Annotated in this window: 13 protein-coding genes; 3 read left to right on the forward strand and 10 right to left on the reverse strand. The window is 42.1% G+C overall.

Annotated elements, in window-relative coordinates:
- Window positions 1–11: 11 nt before the first annotated feature.
- Both P2W73_RS16270 and P2W73_RS16275 read right to left on the reverse strand, forming a co-directional pair.
- Window positions 12–5,762: a beta strand repeat-containing protein gene (locus P2W73_RS16270; protein WP_276503136.1), complete on the reverse strand. Its 5,751-nt coding sequence runs from the start codon at window positions 5,760–5,762 to the stop codon at window positions 12–14.
- A 40-nt stretch (window positions 5,763–5,802) separates the two neighbouring features.
- The gene (locus P2W73_RS16275; protein ID WP_276503137.1) at window positions 5,803–6,327 is read right to left on the reverse strand and encodes a T9SS type A sorting domain-containing protein; all 525 of its coding nucleotides are present in this window, start codon (window positions 6,325–6,327) and stop codon (window positions 5,803–5,805) included.
- A gap of 528 nt (window positions 6,328–6,855) precedes the next feature.
- Here P2W73_RS16275 and P2W73_RS16280 point away from each other — a divergent pair.
- Window positions 6,856–8,187 (forward strand): MFS transporter, encoded by a 1,332-nt coding sequence (locus P2W73_RS16280; protein WP_276503138.1) that lies wholly within the window; start codon window positions 6,856–6,858, stop codon window positions 8,185–8,187.
- Between the two features lie 68 nt (window positions 8,188–8,255).
- Window positions 8,256–9,119 (forward strand): MBL fold metallo-hydrolase, encoded by an 864-nt coding sequence (locus tag P2W73_RS16285; RefSeq protein ID WP_276503139.1) that lies wholly within the window; start codon window positions 8,256–8,258, stop codon window positions 9,117–9,119.
- A gap of 29 nt (window positions 9,120–9,148) precedes the next feature.
- Here P2W73_RS16285 and P2W73_RS16290 read toward each other — a convergent pair whose 3' ends face one another.
- Together P2W73_RS16290 and P2W73_RS16295 are read right to left on the reverse strand one after the other, a co-directional pair.
- Window positions 9,149–9,961, reverse strand: coding sequence for a DUF3108 domain-containing protein (locus tag P2W73_RS16290; RefSeq protein ID WP_276503140.1), 813 nt, complete (start codon window positions 9,959–9,961; stop codon window positions 9,149–9,151).
- Window positions 9,962–10,033: 72 nt separating this feature from the next.
- Window positions 10,034–11,053, reverse strand: a complete 1,020-nt coding sequence (locus P2W73_RS16295) for a lysylphosphatidylglycerol synthase transmembrane domain-containing protein (RefSeq protein WP_276503141.1) — start codon at window positions 11,051–11,053, stop codon at window positions 10,034–10,036.
- A gap of 105 nt (window positions 11,054–11,158) precedes the next feature.
- On the opposite strand from P2W73_RS16295, the gene ruvC reads away from it, so the two are divergent.
- Window positions 11,159–11,737, forward strand: coding sequence for a crossover junction endodeoxyribonuclease RuvC (ruvC, locus tag P2W73_RS16300; RefSeq protein ID WP_276503142.1), 579 nt, complete (start codon window positions 11,159–11,161; stop codon window positions 11,735–11,737).
- A gap of 6 nt (window positions 11,738–11,743) precedes the next feature.
- Here ruvC and P2W73_RS16305 read toward each other — a convergent pair whose 3' ends face one another.
- The 6 genes from P2W73_RS16305 to P2W73_RS16330 all read right to left on the reverse strand — a co-directional run bounded on the left by P2W73_RS16305 (window position 11,744) and on the right by P2W73_RS16330 (window position 17,210).
- The gene (locus P2W73_RS16305; protein ID WP_276503143.1) at window positions 11,744–12,139 is read right to left on the reverse strand and encodes an HIT family protein; all 396 of its coding nucleotides are present in this window, start codon (window positions 12,137–12,139) and stop codon (window positions 11,744–11,746) included.
- Window positions 12,140–12,284: 145 nt separating this feature from the next.
- Window positions 12,285–12,755 (reverse strand): transcription elongation factor GreA, encoded by a 471-nt coding sequence (greA, locus tag P2W73_RS16310; protein WP_276503144.1) that lies wholly within the window; start codon window positions 12,753–12,755, stop codon window positions 12,285–12,287.
- 142 nt (window positions 12,756–12,897) lie between these two features.
- Window positions 12,898–13,827 (reverse strand): NAD(P)-dependent oxidoreductase, encoded by a 930-nt coding sequence (locus tag P2W73_RS16315; RefSeq protein WP_276503145.1) that lies wholly within the window; start codon window positions 13,825–13,827, stop codon window positions 12,898–12,900.
- Between the two features lie 50 nt (window positions 13,828–13,877).
- A complete protein-coding gene (rsmA, locus tag P2W73_RS16320; RefSeq protein ID WP_276503146.1) occupies window positions 13,878–14,630 on the reverse strand; it encodes a 16S rRNA (adenine(1518)-N(6)/adenine(1519)-N(6))-dimethyltransferase RsmA in 753 nt (250 codons plus the stop codon).
- Between the two features lie 217 nt (window positions 14,631–14,847).
- Window positions 14,848–16,893 carry a T9SS type A sorting domain-containing protein gene (locus P2W73_RS16325; RefSeq protein ID WP_276503147.1) on the reverse strand — a complete coding sequence of 682 codons (2,046 nt, stop codon included), beginning with the start codon at window positions 16,891–16,893 and terminating at the stop codon, window positions 14,848–14,850.
- Complete coding sequence (locus P2W73_RS16330) at window positions 16,884–17,210, reverse strand: hypothetical protein (RefSeq protein WP_276503148.1); 327 nt, start codon at window positions 17,208–17,210, stop codon at window positions 16,884–16,886. Before P2W73_RS16330 ends, P2W73_RS16325 begins: the two co-directional genes overlap by 10 nt.
- Window positions 17,211–17,433: the final 223 nt, after the last annotated feature.

A 17,433-nucleotide genomic window follows, 5' to 3' on the forward strand; every position in this document is an offset into this window, starting at 1 on the left:
GATAGTTAAAATTATTTCACGCTGACTAAAATTTTGATCTTTCCTGTTCCTTCGCAGTTAAAACCCTCCAATGCTTTTCCGATAATTTGCCCGGGTTTTACTTTATCAGGATCTGCTTTCATGGCAACTCCCTTTATTGAAGAAGTAACGATAAGGTCGCCCCGTTTAATAGCACCGCCTTCCAGGCAAACTTTTGTGGGTATCACTCCAATCACACCCATTGGCACCATGTCATCTAACCGGTTCTGTTCTGCATTCCTTTCTGTCAGCAGCAGCCCTGGTTTTGTTGCGTATACACCGGCAACCAATGTAGAATAAGCAGTCGATGATTTTTCTACGGTGCGGTCAGACGATTCGGAGATCACAAGCACATCACCCGCTTCATATTCTTTTACATCACCTTCAACATCGAAATATTCCGCCACATCTGCGCCCCCAACCTGTGTTCCCCCGTTAAAAAATCCTTTACCGGTTTCATCAATCCGTGCGACGTTCACGCCATTCGCCATAAATACTGCAGGATTTCCCACATCTGCTCCTTCAATAGCCGCTACCAATGCATTACCGTTGACATAACCATTAGTGTTTGCCAGGGCCAACACACCTGTTGCACCATCTGCATCACCGATGCCCTGTACACCTCCAAATGTCCCGGTATTTCTACCTACGATGGCTGCTGCGCTATTGCTTCCTGTCAGACCGACAATACCTTCACCGCCACCAAAATTATATCCCAACAGTCCGGCAGAGGTTGGACTATAAGTAATACCCCAAACACCGTGACCGTTTTCGGAAATGGCCGAAACACCGCTACCGGTTCCTACATTATATGCACTTAATGCATCCCATGAGCTTGAATAATTAGAGATGTCAAAGTAACCAGCTATATTATCTGTACTGGTTCCGAAAACTCCAACTCCATTGGTTGAATTTCCATATACCCCGTTACCCGAAGTGGAAACTCCATAAACACCGGCGCCAGAACCATTGTGTGAACCCCAAATACCCACACCATTCACGCCTGTTCCATTATTTATTCCGCGAAGGCCGGCAGATGAACTTCCGGCAGCAGCTGAAGATATTCTTCCGATAACGCCGATTGTGTTTGCACCTGTTGAGCCATTAGTACCTTCTAAAGCCGCACCGGCTCCCTGGTTTGACAAGGAAAAAAGACTCGAAGCATTGGTGGCTGTGGCAGAATAAGGCAACGTAAGACCGGCATCAGCTGCAGGCGCCCATTGTGTGCCATTGAATTTTAATACCTGGCCGCTGGCTGGTACAGTATTGCTGACTGTAACTCCCTGCAATTTATTTACCGACGGGTTAGGATATGTTCCGGCTAAATCGCCTCCCGCACTTCCATTCGGTGGTAGTGTTGTTGGAATAACACCGGCCGCAAGTTTGGCGGAAGTCACTGAAGCATCGATAATTTTTAATGTCGATACAGAATTATCGGCAAGTTTTGTAGTTGTTATTACTCCTGTTCCAATAGTTGGATTGGGATAGGTTCCTGCTAATTCACCTCCTGCTGTTCCGCTTGGTGGCAAGGTTGTCGGAATAACTCCCGCTGCAAGTTTTGCCGAAGTAACGGACGCATCAATAATTTTTGAAGTCGATACAGAATTATCGGCAAGCTTTGCAGTTGTTACCACACCTGTTCCAATAGTTGGGTTGGGATAGGTTCCTGCTAACTCACCTCCTGCTGTTCCGCTTGGTGGCAAGGTTGTTGGTATAACACCCGCAGCAAGTTTTACCGAAGTAACAGATGCATCAATAATTTTTGATGTCGATACAGAATTATCGGCAAGTTTTGCAGTTGTTATCACACCTGTTCCAATAGTTGGATTGGGATAAGTCCCTGAAAGGTCACCTCCTGCTGTTCCATCCGGTGGTAATGACGTTGGAATAACACCCGCTGCAAGTTTTGCCGAGGTCACTGACGCATCAGCAATCTTCAAAGTTGTAACAGAGTTATCAGCAAGCTTGCCGTTGGTAACAGCTCCATTTATAATGGTTGGATTTGGATAACTGCCTGTAAGATCACCACCCGCTGTCCCACTCGGTGGCAGCGTTGTTGGTATAACACCGGCCGCAAGTTTGGCGGAAGTAACAGACGCATCAATAATTTTTGATGTCGATACAGAATTATCGGCAAGTTTTGCAGTTGTTATCACACCTGTTCCAACAGTTGGATTGGGATAAGTCCCTGAAAGGTCACCTCCTGCTGTTCCATCCGGCGGTAATGACGTTGGAATAACACCCGCTGCAAGTTTTGCCGAGGTCACTGACGCATCAGCAATCTTCAAAGTTGTAACAGAGTTGTCAGCAAGCTTACCATTGGTAACAGCTCCATTTGTAATGGTTGGATTTGGATAACTGCCTGCAAGATCACCGCCCGCTGTTCCACTAGGGGGTAATGATGTCGGAATAACTCCGGCTGCAAGTTTGGCGGCAGTAACAGATGCATCGATAATTTTTGAAGTCGATACAGAATTATCGGCAAGTTTATTTGTATTTACTGCGCCGTCAGCAATTTTAGGAGTGATGACAGCACCGTTTGCAATTTTTGAATTAGTTACCGATCCTGCACCAATATTTGGATTCGGATACGTTCCTGAGAGATCACCTCCTGCCGGACCTGTTGGACTGCCCCCTCCTCCAAACACTACGTCGGGGCCAAGTTTTGCCATGGTAATAGAACCATCCAATACTTTTGAAGTGGTAACTGCATCGTCCGCAAGCTTTGCCGTTGTTATTACTCCTGCTCCAATAGTTGGATTGGGATAAGTTCCCGTAAGATCACCTCCTGCTGCCCCATCCGGTGGCAATGATGTTGGAATGACTCCTGCTGCAAGTTTTGCTGAGGTCACCGAGGCGTCGATAATTTTTGAAGTCGATACAGAATTATCTGCAAGTTTGCCATTGGTTATTGCTCCATTTGTAATTGTTGGATTGGGATAAGTGCCTGTAAGATCACCACCCGCTGTTCCATTCGGTGGTAATGAAGTTGGAATAACTCCCGCTGCCAATTTTGCTGACGTCACTGAAGCATCAGCAATTTTTAAAGTTGTTACTGAGTTAGTGGCAAGTTTGCCATTGGTAATTGCTCCATTTGTAATGGTTGGATTGGGATAACTTCCTGTAAGATCACCACCCGCTGTTCCATTCGGTGGTAATGAGGTTGGAATAACTCCCGCTGCAAGCTTTGCTGATGTTACCGAAGCATCGGCGATCTTCAAAGTTGTTACTGAGTTAGTGGCAAGCTTGCCATTGGTTATTGCTCCATTTGTAATTGTTGGATTGGGATAAATGCCTGTAAGATCACCACCCGCTGTTCCATTCGGTGGTAATGAGGTTGGAATAACTCCCGCTGCAAGCTTTGCTGATGTCACCGAAGCATCGGCGATCTTCAAAGTTGTTACTGAGTTAGTGGCAAGCTTGCCATTGGTTATTGCTCCATTTGTAATGGTTGGATTGGGATAAGTGCCTGTAAGATCACCACCCGCTGTTCCATTCGGTGGTAATGAGGTTGGAATAACTCCCGCTGCCAATTTTGCTGACGTCACTGAAGCATCAGCAATTTTTAAAGTTGTTACTGAGTTAGTGGCAAGCTTGCCATTGGTAATTGCTCCATTTGTAATTGTTGGATTGGGATAACTTCCTGTAAGATCACCACCCGCTGTTCCATTCGGTGGTAATGAGGTTGGAATAACTCCCGCTGCCAATTTTGCTGACGTCACTGAAGCATCAGCAATTTTTAAAGTTGTTACTGAGTTAGTGGCGAGCTTGCCATTGGTTATTGCTCCATTTGTAATTGTTGGATTGGGATAACTTCCTGTAAGATCACCACCCGCTGTTCCATTCGGTGGTAATGAGGTTGGAATAACTCCCGCTGCCAATTTTGCTGACGTCACTGAAGCATCAGCAATTTTTAAAGTTGTTACTGAGTTAGTGGCGAGCTTGCCATTGGTTATTGCTCCATTTGTAATTGTTGGATTGGGATAAGTGCCTGTAAGGTCACCACCCGCTGTTCCACTTGGAGGCAATGTCGTTGGAATAACGCCGGCTGCAAGTTTTGCTGATGTTACCGAAGCGTCGGCGATCTTCAAAGTTGTTACCGAGTTAGTGGCAAGTTTGCCATTGGTTATTGCTCCATTTGTAATTGTTGGATTGGGATAACTACCTGTAAGGTCACCACCCGCTGTTCCACTCGGAGGCAATGTTGTCGGAATAACTCCTGCTGCCAATTTTGCTGACGTCACTGAAGCATCAGCAATTTTTAAAGTTGTTACTGAGTTAGTGGCAAGCTTGCCATTGGTAATTGCTCCATTTGTAATGGTTGGATTGGGATAACTTCCTGTAAGATCACCACCCGCTGTTCCATTCGGTGGTAATGAGGTTGGAATAACTCCCGCTGCCAATTTTGCTGACGTCACTGAAGCATCAGCAATTTTTAAAGTTGTTACTGAGTTAGTGGCAAGCTTGCCATTGGTAATTGCTCCATTTGTAATGGTTGGATTGGGATAAGTGCCTGTAAGATCACCACCCGCTGTTCCATTCGGTGGTAATGAGGTTGGAATAACTCCCGCTGCAAGCTTTGCTGATGTTACCGACGCATCGGCGATCTTCAAAGTTGTTACTGAGTTAGTGGCAAGCTTGCCATTGGTTATAGCTCCATTTGTAATCGTTGGATTGGGATAACTACCTGTAAGGTCACCACCCGCTGTTCCACTCGGAGGCAATGTTGTCGGAATAACTCCTGCTGCCAATTTCGCTGATGTAACTGATGCATTGGCGATCTTCGATGTGGTCACAGAGTTAGTGGCAAGTTTGCCATTGGTTATAATTCCATTTTTAATTGTTGGGTTGGGATAGGTGCCTGCAAGGTCACCACCGGCTGTTCCGCCTGGAGGTAGTGATGTTGGAATAACGCCGGCTGCAAGTTTTGCACTTGTTATGGATGCATCAGCGATTTTCGAAGTGCTGACAGAGTTATCTGCCAGTTTATTTGTTGCCACTGCACCATCTGCAAGTTTCAAAGTTGTAACAGAATTATCAGCGATTTTATCGTTGGTAATCGCCCCATTTGTAATGCCTGGATTTGGATAGTTGCCTGTAAGATCACCACCCGCTGTTCCGCCTGGAGGCAGTGATGTTGGAATAACGCCGGCTGCAAGTTTTGCGGAAGTCACTGATGAATCAACAATCTTTGAAGTGCTGACGGAATTATCGGCAAGTTTATTTGTTACAACAGCGCCATCTGAAAGTTTTGAGCTCGTAATAGCATCGGGTTTGATATCCGGATTTGGATAAATGCCTGAAAGATCTCCGCCTGCCGAACCAGTCGGCGTACTACTGGCAGCATTTCCTGCAAACAGTGCATAAGGCACTGACAGTAATTGACCGGCGCCAAGATCAAGAAAATTCGATCCACCTTCGGGATCAATTTCCACTTGCAGAAATTTTGCTCCTGCATTCCAGTTGATCCCTGATATAGTTCCTGTCACGTTAACTGCACCCGCACTTCCGATAGCTATACTAAACAGGCCCAGGTTGCTTGTAGTGACATTTCTTACCTCTCTGTATACTACTGTTCCCGTTGCATTGCCATCACGTATGGACAACCGAATTGCAATGTTTTTGCCTGGTATAACATTTCCAACCGCATTTCTTGCAATACCCTGGTAGTTGATCTGGTTGGGCACCTGTGCATTAAGGATCGAAGAATATAGGATCAGCAAAAAGAGTAAAATCTTTTTCATGCAGGTAGTTTTTGGTTCGTAAATAGAATTGGATGGTTTATTATTCAATTTTTAAAATTTTATACGTTCCATGCTTTGATAAGTATCCGGGGTCACCCTCAAGAATTATCTGAAGCAGATAGCTACCACTTGGCAAATTTGTCAAAGGAATACGATGTATAAGATCCACTCCATTACAAGTTATTTGTTGAGCGTAGACTTTCTTTCCAAGCATATCGTAAAACCCGAATGTGACCTGACCTTTTTGCTTGGTAAAAAAATTTATTTCAACGAAACGGGATGCAGGATTAGGAAAAACTTTGACCTCCTCTGTCGCAAACTGACCCTGACCATAGAAAGTTCCGGGAAACAAAAGATAAGGCTGCAGAAATCCATTTGAAACAATCAATTGATTGCCTGATTGCATTTGGTTCACTAATGCCATTTCACCAATACTCCATTCAAATTGATAGTAACCGTTTTTAGCTGTGCCGCCACTTACGTTGACAACTGAGGACGAAATGCTTTGAGCATCACAGATCGCGGAAATAAGAATACCTACGATAATGGTGGTGGCATTTTTCATAGTAGTGGATTCAAATATTTAACTGATACAACCTTAATGTATCAGGACGAAAATAAATAAATACTTATTATTGTGAAAGGTAGTTTTCACTACACTTCTCTTTAGTATAATTCCTACTTAACAAGCGCATAATTTATATAGTTACTTAGTAAAAAACAGTTTCAAAAGTTGCAAACCCGGATAAACTGTGTTCACCGGAAAATGATTGAAAGAGACAAAATGATGTTTCCCCTGATTTCATTTAAGTTTTTTTGATTCAATGGCGATAACTTTTAAAAAAAGTATTGATATTTTTATTTGTACCGGTTATTGTTTTTGCAAGTTGATTGGTTAAACCGGGGAATATTTTTAACGGTATTGATCAATTAGTCAAATTAAAAAGCAACTCCATTAAATTCCCTCTCTTCCGCTATTAAAGCATCATCACTAAAATAATCTCCCTCACTCTTTATCCCGTTTTTGCAAGATGGACCTTCTGTTTATCTAGCGTCAGCTAAATCCCTATTTTTACCGAAAGCATTTTTATATATGACGACGGCTCCGAAGAAAGTAGTAAATGGATGGGCCATGTATGACTGGGCCAATTCAGCTTACAATCTTGTTATCACTTCCACAATATTTCCTGCCTATTTTGAAGCCGTGACTGGCGATGGGATTGAAGCCACCACACAGGATACTATCACCTTATTTGGGAGGGAGTTTGTTAATACATCCTTGTACAATTATGCACTGGCATTCGCATTTTTACTGGTAGCGATTATTTCTCCATTGCTTTCCTCTATTGCCGATTACAAAGGCAATAAGAAAAACTTCATGAATTTTTTTCTTACCATGGGAAGCATTGCCTGTGCCTCACTTTTCTTTTTTGGAAGAAGCACTCTCACTATGGGCTTAATCAGCCTGGTAGTAGCTTGTGTGGGTTTTTGGGGAAGTCTTGTTTATTATAATTCTTTTTTGCCCGAGATTGCTGCGCCGCAGGATCGGGATCGCATCAGTGCCAAAGGATTTGCTTATGGCTATGTAGGAAGTGTGCTGCTCCAAATCATTTGCTTTGTGTTTGTTTTTAAACCTGAGCTGATTGGTGGTAATAAAGAAACATCTATCCAATACCAATTGTGTTTTTTATTGGTGGGGATCTGGTGGTGGGGATTTGGACAATTTTCGTTGAGCCGTTTACCGAAGTCGGAACCAGCCGGCACAGGAGACCTCACCCATCACATTATTGCAAAGGGATATAAAGAACTGCAAAAGGTATGGCGTGAAGTATGGCAATTGCCAGTCCTCAGAAGATACCTTCTTTCATTTTTCTTTTATAATATGGGAGTGCAAACAGTCATGCTTGCGGCTACATTATACGGCAAAAGTGAATTGGAAATTCCTACTACTAATCTTATAATCGCTATTCTTATTATCCAATTGATCGCCATTCCCGGTGCCTTTGCAATTTCTAAACTATCAGAGAAGATTGGCAATTTCCAGGCATTGATGATTGTGATTGCTTTTTGGATCGGCATCTGCCTGTCCGGCTACATGATTCCCAAAAAGGGGATTATGGAGTTTTATTTATTAGCAACCGTTGTTGGTTTTGTAATGGGAGGCATACAATCACTAAGCCGTTCTACGTATTCTAAATTGATGCCTGAAACAAAAGATACCGCCTCCTTTTTTAGCTTTTATGATGTCACAGAAAAAGTAGCCATCGTCATCGGCATGTTTAGCTTTGGGTATATCAATGAATTTACCGGCTCTCAACGTTCATCCGTTTTAGCACTCATGATCTTTTTTGTAATAGGCTTACTCCTCCTGCTGTATACAATTTCCACCAAAAATGGAAGCAAAGCAGCTGTGCAAAGCCAATAATTCGATTGTTTATTGCTTAGTGTTTAACTTCGGCTTTTAAGAAAATCTTCTGTTCAAAAACTGATATCATGAATCTTTATACGGTCAATACCGGTTATTTCAAACTAGATGGCGGAGCAATGTTTGGTGTTGTCCCTAAAAGCATTTGGAACAAGATCAACCCGGCTGATGAAAACAATATGTGTTCATGGGCTCTTCGTTCATTATTGATTGAAGACGGAAAAAGATTGATACTTGTAGATAATGGTATGGGTGATAAGCAGGATGCAAAATTTTTCGGCCATTATTATTTACATGGTGATGATACACTGGACAAATCATTGGCAAAATATGGTTTCAACCGCAATGATATTACCGATGTATTTCTTACTCACCTGCATTTCGATCATTGCGGCGGAAGCATTCTAAGAGAGGGTGAAAAACTGGTTCCCGCGTTTAAAAATGCCATTTATTGGAGCAATGAAGAACATTGGAATTGGGCCGTAAAACCCAATGAGAGGGAAAAAGCTTCTTTTTTAAAGGAAAACATTCTACCCATCCAGGAAAGCGGCCAATTGAAATTTACTGAAACCGCTAAATCCAATGGGAGCCAGTTAGCCCAGGTTTCGTTTGCCGATAATTTCTCCATTCGATTTGTAAATGGTCATACACAGGCAATGATGCTGCCTCAGCTAAAGTATAACGGCAAAACAATTGTGTATATGGCTGACCTGCTTCCATCACAGGGACATATTCCTCTTCCTTATGTCATGGCTTATGATATGTTCCCAATGACCACATTGAATGAAAAAAAAGCTTTTTTGACCGAAGCCCTGGAGAATGATTATATATTATTTTTTGAGCATGATCCATTCTATGAATGTTGCAACCTGCAACAGACCGACAGGGGTATTCGCCCTAAAGACTTTTTCAAATTGGAGGAAATGATTTAAGCCTATGATGTTATAGCTTGAGAACCTGATTAATCCCTTCTGCGGATAAGCGATGAAAGCGGGTAACGAAGATTTTCATGACTCATCATATCAATTTTTACTTTACCTACTGAGATCGGGCTTTCAATTCTTACGGGAATGCGGTTCAAATCATCGGTAACCCATACCGTCATATGCTCGCCACCTTCAAAGATTGTTCCTTTGAGAAGTAATGGCTTAAACTTGATGGTTCTGAATTTACCATACTTGGTTTTCAGCGTTTCCTGGCCAAGGTAGCGGATGTACATATGAAACACCTCGTTGTCAAGAAACATGGAAAAAGCAATCTTATCATTCGGCTGTAACCTCGAAAAGTCTACATTCCGGGCATAAAATACGGCACTCACTACGTCCTGCACACAGGTAGGAACATTGAACACTCCCTCATTAGTTATTGCGGTGTTGGCGGTTTTATTGAAAGTAACGTTTTGGTATTTCTTATACCCACCTTCATACACATTACGGATAAACTTTAGCGGCTGCATCGTCACAGTGTCAATATACGTTTCATACTTGTCTCTTACCTTATACAAAAAGTCATAAGACGAGTTCGTTTTTCCTTCACCGATGATATGATAAACCGGCTTATTATTTAATGTTTCCAATGTATTGGTAAACGTAGCAGTACCGGCATTAACATACACTCCTGCTACCGCATAGTATACCGTCATCGAAATTCTTTCACCGGCCTTAAAGGCTGTATTTTTAATGGAACACTGGTCCTGGTAATGTGTCTCTGCCTTTGTCGAAAAAGCCATTAATGCAATAACCGGTATAGCAACTAATTTTATTACTCCCTTCATTAGAAAATCAATTTATCAGTTTGATCCGCCTGGTTACTGCCAAACATCTATGCCACTTGCATGCCACAATTGCTATTGACCAGCCGAAGCATTATTATTTTTAAATATTTTTTTTATGCTCAAAATTAGCAAACTACCTGCCAGTGCAGGAATTATCAAATTAATAAACCAAATACTCACTGCCGTCAGGCTTATTCCGAGGCTGTTTTTACTAAACAACCCCACCAACAGCAGGCTCACTTTGCCTCTCAACCCCAGGTCAGTAAAAAGAGCAATAGTGGGAATAGCCGCCATTACCAGGAACGATACACTCACGGCCCACCATCCCTGCCACAACGAAACATCAACATCAAACAACCGGAACAAAAGGTAATACTGAATGATAAATACAATAAACCTAAGTGCAGATAAAGACATTATTTGCAATAGTAAAGTTGCATTAAATTCCTCTAATGTTTCAATCAGCCAGGCATACCTTCTGCTCGACGGAAGTCTGTCTATCCATCTAACTACCCATGACAGGCGAAAATAAAATACTGTTAAAAAAACCGTCACACCAATACCCCCATACAATAAAGTGTCAAACCAAAATGACGATAGCAAATGCCCATTTTCAATGGATGCCCGAAGAATGATCATTCCGGTAAGGCCCATATATAAGGTCACTATTAATTGACTGATACTTCCGGTAATGGTTAAAGAAATTGCTTTCAAACGATTGCCATCACTCATATATAACACCCTTCCGAGATATTCCCCTACCCGGTTTGGCGTAGTAACGGAAAAAGAAATACCGGATAATACTGCTTTGAATGCGGTAAAGAAATTTATCCGCTGTACTTTTTGAACGGCCAACTTCCATTTAAAAGTTTCAATGGACCAATTGGTCAGCATCAAAACGAAAACACCGGCAAGATTCCACATCGTTCCGCTGCTGAACGATTGTTTTATATGTTTCCAGGATTGCTCCAATCCCGGCTGAAGTAATATTTGCCGGTAAATAGAATAAGAAAGCCAAATAAAAAGAATTGGCCCCAGGAATGAATTGATAAAAATCCGCAGAAACTTTTTTTGCCTGTCTGTTATTTGCATAGGAACCCAAACTTTGCCAAACTATTCACCCTGTTTTTGTAGTTTCGGGCTGAAAATCTTGACCTGATCGCAGCGTTTAAATAATCCTGTAAAAATACACTTCACTTGCAAAAGTCTGCTAAAATAATCCTGGGCATTGATCCCGGAACTTTATTGATGGGATATGGCATTATTGAAATAAATGGCAATACTGTTAAAATGAAAACAATGCATGTATTGAAATTATCATCCCAAAAAGACAATTACAAACGCCTGCATTTAATACATGAAAAAGTTGATGAGCTTATAAAAAAATATAAACCACATGAGTTTGCAATTGAGGCCCCTTTTTATGGTAAAAATGTGCAGAGTATGCTCAAACTCGGCCGTGCGCAGGGCGTAGCCATTGCTGCTGCCATGCAGGCCGGCCTGCCTGTTACCGAGTATTCTCCCAAAAAGGTAAAGCAATCTGTTACGGGCAATGGCAATGCCGATAAAGAACAAGTCTGGAAAATGTTGCAACAATTACTTTCACTAAAAGAAGATCCGCATTCCTATGATGCAACCGATGCACTGGCAGTAGCTGTTTGTCATCATTTTCAAACCAATGCTATATTAAAAACAGCTAAGCCATTAAAAGGATGGGACGATTTTATTAAAAAAAACCCGGCACGGGTAGTAGTGACAGGAAATGATAACCGGTAAGAATACTTAGCCAGCCAGGTTATCAACGATCAATCGCTGTATTTGCTTCATCCTTTCTTCTGACACTTTTAATTTAGGTTGTGTAAAATTCAGATCATTTGCCTGGTTGATCGGTATCAAATGCATGTGTGCATGGGGCACCTCCAAACCAATCACACTAATACCGCAACGGTTGCAGTCAAATGATTTTTCGATTGCCTTTGCAATGGGTTGGGCAAATACAAGCAGTTCATCCAGGTACTCTTTTGGCAAATCAAAAAAGTTGTCGGCAGGTATTTTGGGAACCACTAAAACATGCCCTTCCCGCAACGGGAAAATATCGAGGAAAGCAAAGAATTTATCATTCTCAGCAATTTTATAGCTGGGTATTTCCCCCGCAATGATTTTTGAAAATATTGTCATACCACCAAAAAGTTTTGATTTAACGGAAAGCAAATAATAATAAATCCGTTTTAGCATATTTGCTATTTCGCTTACAAATCTATTGACTTATAAAATAAAAAAACCTCCGCTACCGGAGGTTTAAAATAAAACTTACTATTAGCTTTTATGCTGTAATATTATCGATCTTAAAACTGATAACACCCGCCGGTGCCTGTACATCGGCTGTCTCGCCCACCTGTTTGCCTAATATACCTTTCCCGATTGGAGATGTAACCGATATCTTGCCTGCTTTCAGGTCGGCTTCCGTTTCACTCACAATTTGGTAAGTCACCTGTTTTTTTGTTTTCAGGTTGGTCAGTGTAACCTTGGTCAAAATAGAGACCTTACTGGTATCGATTGCTGATTCATCGATCACCCTGGTGTTAGCCAACTGCCCTTCCAGCAAGGCGATTTTAGCTTCTAGCATTCCTTGCGCTTCTTTTGCCGCATCGTATTCTGCATTTTCTTTCAGGTCACCTTTCTCTCTTGCTTCTGCAATAGCCCTGCTCGCAGCCGGCCTGTCCACACCTTTCATGTGCTGTAGGTCAGCTTTTATTTGCTCAAATGTCTCTTTGGTAACGTATTGAATACTCATACTCGCCTCCTTTGATATAGATAAAAAAAAATAACAACGCCCCAGGGTTCACTGAAGCGTTGCACTATTGAGCAACGAAGATAGGAAACATATTTCTAAACAAAAAGCCGGCAGCCGCATATTTTATCCGGCAATGATGAAATCATTCATTCCCAAATATTTTATCCGTCAACACTTTGGCCATTTTGTACAAGGCTTCGTGACTATACCCGGCAATATGGGGAGTGATCAGTACATTAGGTTGTTCCAGCAGCCAATCCAGGTCTTGCTTTTCCTGCGCGGCGAGGGTATCTAGTTTTTCATTTTCCAACACGTCTAATGCTGCGCCGGCGATTTTTTTGGCTTTTAATGCCTCAATAAGATGGACGGTATGCACTACTTTCCCCCGTGATGTATTTAATAAAAAAGGAGTCTTTTGGAGGGAGTTAAAGAAAGACGAATCAGCCGCATGAAAGGTTTCTTCTGTCAGGGGTACATGCCAGCTAATAACATCCGCATAACGACCCAATTGTTCCATGCTGGCTTCTTTTATATATCCTTCACTGAAGCCAAATTTATACTTATCGTAGGCCAGTACGGTTACGCCAAAAGGCTCTAACAACCTGGCAAAGGAGCTGCCTGTGTTTCCAAAGCCGATTATACCTACGGTTTTTCCGTTTAATTCAATACCCCGGTTTTCATCTCTTCGCCAAAGACCTTTTTTTATTTCGCTGCAAGAAATATTGATGTTGTTCATCAGGTTTAACAGCATTCCCAGTGCATGTTCAGCTACCGCATTGGAGTTGCCCTCGGGACTGCTATAGCACTTTATTCCTTTGCTTTTCGCATACCCCGTATCGATCAATTCAAGTCCACTTCCAAGGCGCCCGATCCATTTTAAAGCAGTTGCTTTGTCCAATATCGCTTTGTCGATTCTCAGCCGGGTTGTAACAATCAATCCGCTTGCTTCCGAAATCGTATCGGCCAATTCATCATAGGTGATCTTTGGTTTGTTGATTATTTCATAGCCATGTTTTTGTAAAATGGTAAAAAGATAGTCGTGTACTTTGGCGGTTATAATTACTTTTTTCATGTCCCTATCCCTTAAAGGAGAATTTATTTTATTTGGTTTAAACGTATTCTTTACTTCATTCTAAATGTCAGGTCAGCAAATTGCTGAACTGATAATTGTTCTGCTCTTTTATTAAACAGATCATCTTTGAGTGTAGTTGCTTCAAACAACCCTTTCACCGCATTTCGCAATGTCTTTCTTCGCTGGTTAAAAGCTGTTTTTACTAAAAGGAAGAATTCTTTTTCACCTTTCATGACAAGTGACTGTCTCCTGGGCAAAAGCCTGATGACACCACTTTTGACTTTGGGCGGCGGAATAAAACTTTTTTCGTTTACATCGAACAAATACTCTACATCAAAAAAAGCCTGTACCAATACACTCAGAACACCATACGTTTTATTGCCTTCTTTAGCAGCAGCTCTTTGCGCTACTTCTTTTTGAAACATGCCGATCACACACTCCACGCTTTCTTTCCATTCGAGTATTTTAAAAAGTATTTGGGTAGAAATATTATAAGGGAAGTTGCCAATAACAGTGAAGGGCTCATCAAATGGCTTTTCTATTTCCAAAAAACTTTTATGAATGATTTTGTCATTCAGCGCAGGATACGTTTTTAAAAGGAAGTCAACCTTTTCATCATCCAGTTCTACCGCTTTAAAATCGACGGATTCCATTTGCACCAGGTATTTTGTCAATGCTCCCCCTCCCGGCCCTACTTCCAATAACTTTGAAAATGGATGCTCCTGTAAGGCAGCTACGATCTTGCGGCAGATATTTTCATCCTTTAAAAAGTGCTGGCCCAATGATTTCTTAAGGGTATACATAGCAGCAAAAGTAAATTATCCATAAAGCTTTATAAATTTAAAAACCGTTGCTTTAACAAATAAGACAAAAAGTGTCAATTATTCGACACCGGTGAATACTATTTTCACTTCTATTGCTTTTGTCAATATTCGCTATTTTATAAAAGCCAAACCAGGTAGAGAAATTAAGGCGGTAAATGACCTGCTTGTTTTTCCGTTTCCCGATAGCCAAATGAACCTATTTTTTGACTATCCTTGTTCTGATACTTTTTTCCTGGTCGGAAATTCTTAATAAGTATACACCGGATTGCAATGATTGGCTGTTGGCGAGGTTGATATTATTTACACCCGCATACAAAAGATGTTTACCTGATATTACAATTCTGCCGGCAATATCAATCAGGTCAACAGTAACCGTGCTGTTTCGGTGTGTTGTAATATCAAAAATAAGGCTGCTGTAAAATGGGTTGGTGAGAATTTTAAGTTCAAGTCCGGTGGCAATTTCCTTTTGTAATTTTATTACGGAAGAGTACTTCTTTTTTCCCTGTGCTGTAACCATCACTACCCTGTACCAGGTGTTGTCATCCAATAATGCAACGTCCTTAAATGAGTATTTATTTACTTCGTTCCCGTTATTGTAATTGAAAATTGATCCGATCAATGAAAAGTCCCGCCCATTCATGCTTTTCTCAACCAGGAATGTCAGCGCAGCTTCTTCTTTTGTTGTAGTCCAGAAAAGATTGGCCCTTTCATTTTCACTTGTCGCACTGAATGAAATCAGATCGGTTGTCAATACGGGGGTACAATCTATTACATTCAGAGTGATAATATTTGTTGGATCGTCAGTGACCTGGCAACCAGTCTGACTAAGATTAGAAGAGGTTGTGGCTACGATAACACGGTAAAGATCTGCACTGTCTGCTAAGGTAGTATTGCCGGGCGGGAGGGTATAAGTTGTTACATACTGGTAACCATTTGCGGTTAATACAGGGCTTCCTGTTGCGGGAGATGTGATATTGGTCCAGGTATTACCACCATCTGTACTTCGCTGCCAAACATAATGTATGTAATTATCAAAATATGATCGTACCGTATCAGAGATGGTGAGAGAATTGCCTTCGCAGACATTAGGAGAAATTGAAGGAGAGTAACTCATTGTGGGCAAGCAAGTGGTAATGGTGATATCGTCCATTACCCAGTCATTTCCTCCACCACCCTGCCCGTTATTTCGAATAGAAAATGTCATGCTCGTTTGAGCCGGCCCCGTGCGGAAAAGAAAGCCCTTTTTCTGCCATCCGGATACAATGCTCAGGTATCCGCTGCTATAGCGGTCGATGTTATCCAACACAAAAGTGAGGTTTGGTAAAACCCCGGGATAACCAGCGGCAGGAGAAGTAACTGTTCCTGCAAACTGGGCGCCGGTGGAGTCAATACCACAGGTAGGACAAATATTTCTTACCCAGGCCGAAAACTCGTAATCAGTATTGGGGCATAGGCCGTTAATAGTTTGACGATATACTTCAGAAGCCACATAATCGGCATTTACCATCAGCATATATCCGCTGGTGGTTCCCGCGGCAGGCGGGAGATTGCCTGCAGAAGTAAGAGTGCCGGAGTGATCGCCATCTATATCCCAATGTCCGTTGAACATTCGGTTATTACAGTTATCAAACACGGTTGGAGCAGGCGGGCCGGCACAGTATGGAACCCTTTTGGCCACTTGGTTGGTACTGCTCCTTGGACTGATATTATTTACCAATGCATAATTACCATCCCCAACGGCCTGGGTGGCTGAAACATTGTTGAGGTAATTATAACCAGGAATAGGAAAGGTAGGACCGCTTGACCTGTTTAGTGTATTTCCTGAGCCAAAAGTACCACCGAACTCACCGGCGATGTTTACACCGGTGTTGTCCTCGCATAAATTACTGGGTTGGCTAACCAGGATCTGGTATTGTGTGGCAAGCAAAGCAGGCCTGTCGGAGGTAGCTGAGCTGCTGGCTCTATAAAGTATGCGCCCGGCGCCTAAGGTGATAATGCTTCCGGCACTGCCTGTTACCCGTACTCTGAAAGCTGTTGCAAACAACAAGCCACTACCCCCTCTCGGCCGGGCGGTGCTAATGCCCTGGGCTGCGCCTGTAAGGTCGGTAGTAGAATTAGAAAGAGGTATTCCCGGCGTAGTTGCAGCAGTTGCAGGTGTACCAAAACCTAAGTTTAACCGGATATTAAAAAGACCAGCCGCAGGTGCAGCAATATAGGTGGCGGCGTCGTCACCTAAAGCCAAGGTATATTTTTATAAGTTAAGCCCTCGTTGGTAATTACCCGGATGGAATCAGCAGTTCCTGTCAACATTTGCGTATTAGTGGGAACATTGTCCAAATAACGAAACCGGTATGCAGTTCCGGCGGTAATATGTACGGTCATCCTGATCTCAAGCGTATCGCCTGGTTCCACGACTCCGCCAGTATTTTTCTTTGAAATATTTACATAGCTATTACCAATACGGATAGTTTGAGCTTGTGCAAAAAAGGGAAGAATCAACCATATGACCAACCGCAACATGCCCTTCAACGGATGTTGAATTTCCTGTAAAAGTTTCATAAGACGATTAGTTTTTCTGGCATAGGACACTACAAAGTAAGCCCTCAAACGAATGGTGGCCAATAGCAGTATTACTGTCCAAAATGAGGAGGTTTACTATTGAGTTTTTGGTGGGAAAGCTTATCATCACGTGAACAAGGACCGTGAGCTTTAAATTTATTCAGGATATTGTTTGTTGTTTTAATCGCAAACAAAAAGGTGGAAACCAATGCTTCCACCTTTT

It is taken from the genome of Terrimonas pollutisoli (genome assembly GCF_029360765.1).
Taxonomy (GTDB): domain Bacteria; phylum Bacteroidota; class Bacteroidia; order Chitinophagales; family Chitinophagaceae; genus Terrimonas_B; species Terrimonas_B pollutisoli.

What these genes read in the sequence shown, in the direction of transcription:
- P2W73_RS16290 (WP_276503140.1), bottom strand. Translation starts at nt 9,961, where the DNA reads ATGAAGGGAGTAATAAAATTAGTTGCTATACCGGTTATTGCATTAATG.
- P2W73_RS16270 (WP_276503136.1), bottom strand. Translation starts at nt 5,762, where the DNA reads ATGAAAAAGATTTTACTCTTTTTGCTGATCCTATATTCTTCGATCCTT.
- rsmA (WP_276503146.1), bottom strand. Translation starts at nt 14,630, where the DNA reads ATGTATACCCTTAAGAAATCATTGGGCCAGCACTTTTTAAAGGATGAA.
- P2W73_RS16315 (WP_276503145.1), bottom strand. Translation starts at nt 13,827, where the DNA reads ATGAAAAAAGTAATTATAACCGCCAAAGTACACGACTATCTTTTTACC.
- P2W73_RS16330 (WP_276503148.1), bottom strand. Translation starts at nt 17,210, where the DNA reads ATGAAACTTTTACAGGAAATTCAACATCCGTTGAAGGGCATGTTGCGG.
- P2W73_RS16280 (WP_276503138.1), top strand. Translation starts at nt 6,856, where the DNA reads ATGACGACGGCTCCGAAGAAAGTAGTAAATGGATGGGCCATGTATGAC.
- P2W73_RS16295 (WP_276503141.1), bottom strand. Translation starts at nt 11,053, where the DNA reads ATGCAAATAACAGACAGGCAAAAAAAGTTTCTGCGGATTTTTATCAAT.
- P2W73_RS16275 (WP_276503137.1), bottom strand. Translation starts at nt 6,327, where the DNA reads ATGAAAAATGCCACCACCATTATCGTAGGTATTCTTATTTCCGCGATC.
- P2W73_RS16285 (WP_276503139.1), top strand. Translation starts at nt 8,256, where the DNA reads ATGAATCTTTATACGGTCAATACCGGTTATTTCAAACTAGATGGCGGA.
- P2W73_RS16305 (WP_276503143.1), bottom strand. Translation starts at nt 12,139, where the DNA reads ATGACAATATTTTCAAAAATCATTGCGGGGGAAATACCCAGCTATAAA.
- greA (WP_276503144.1), bottom strand. Translation starts at nt 12,755, where the DNA reads ATGAGTATTCAATACGTTACCAAAGAGACATTTGAGCAAATAAAAGCT.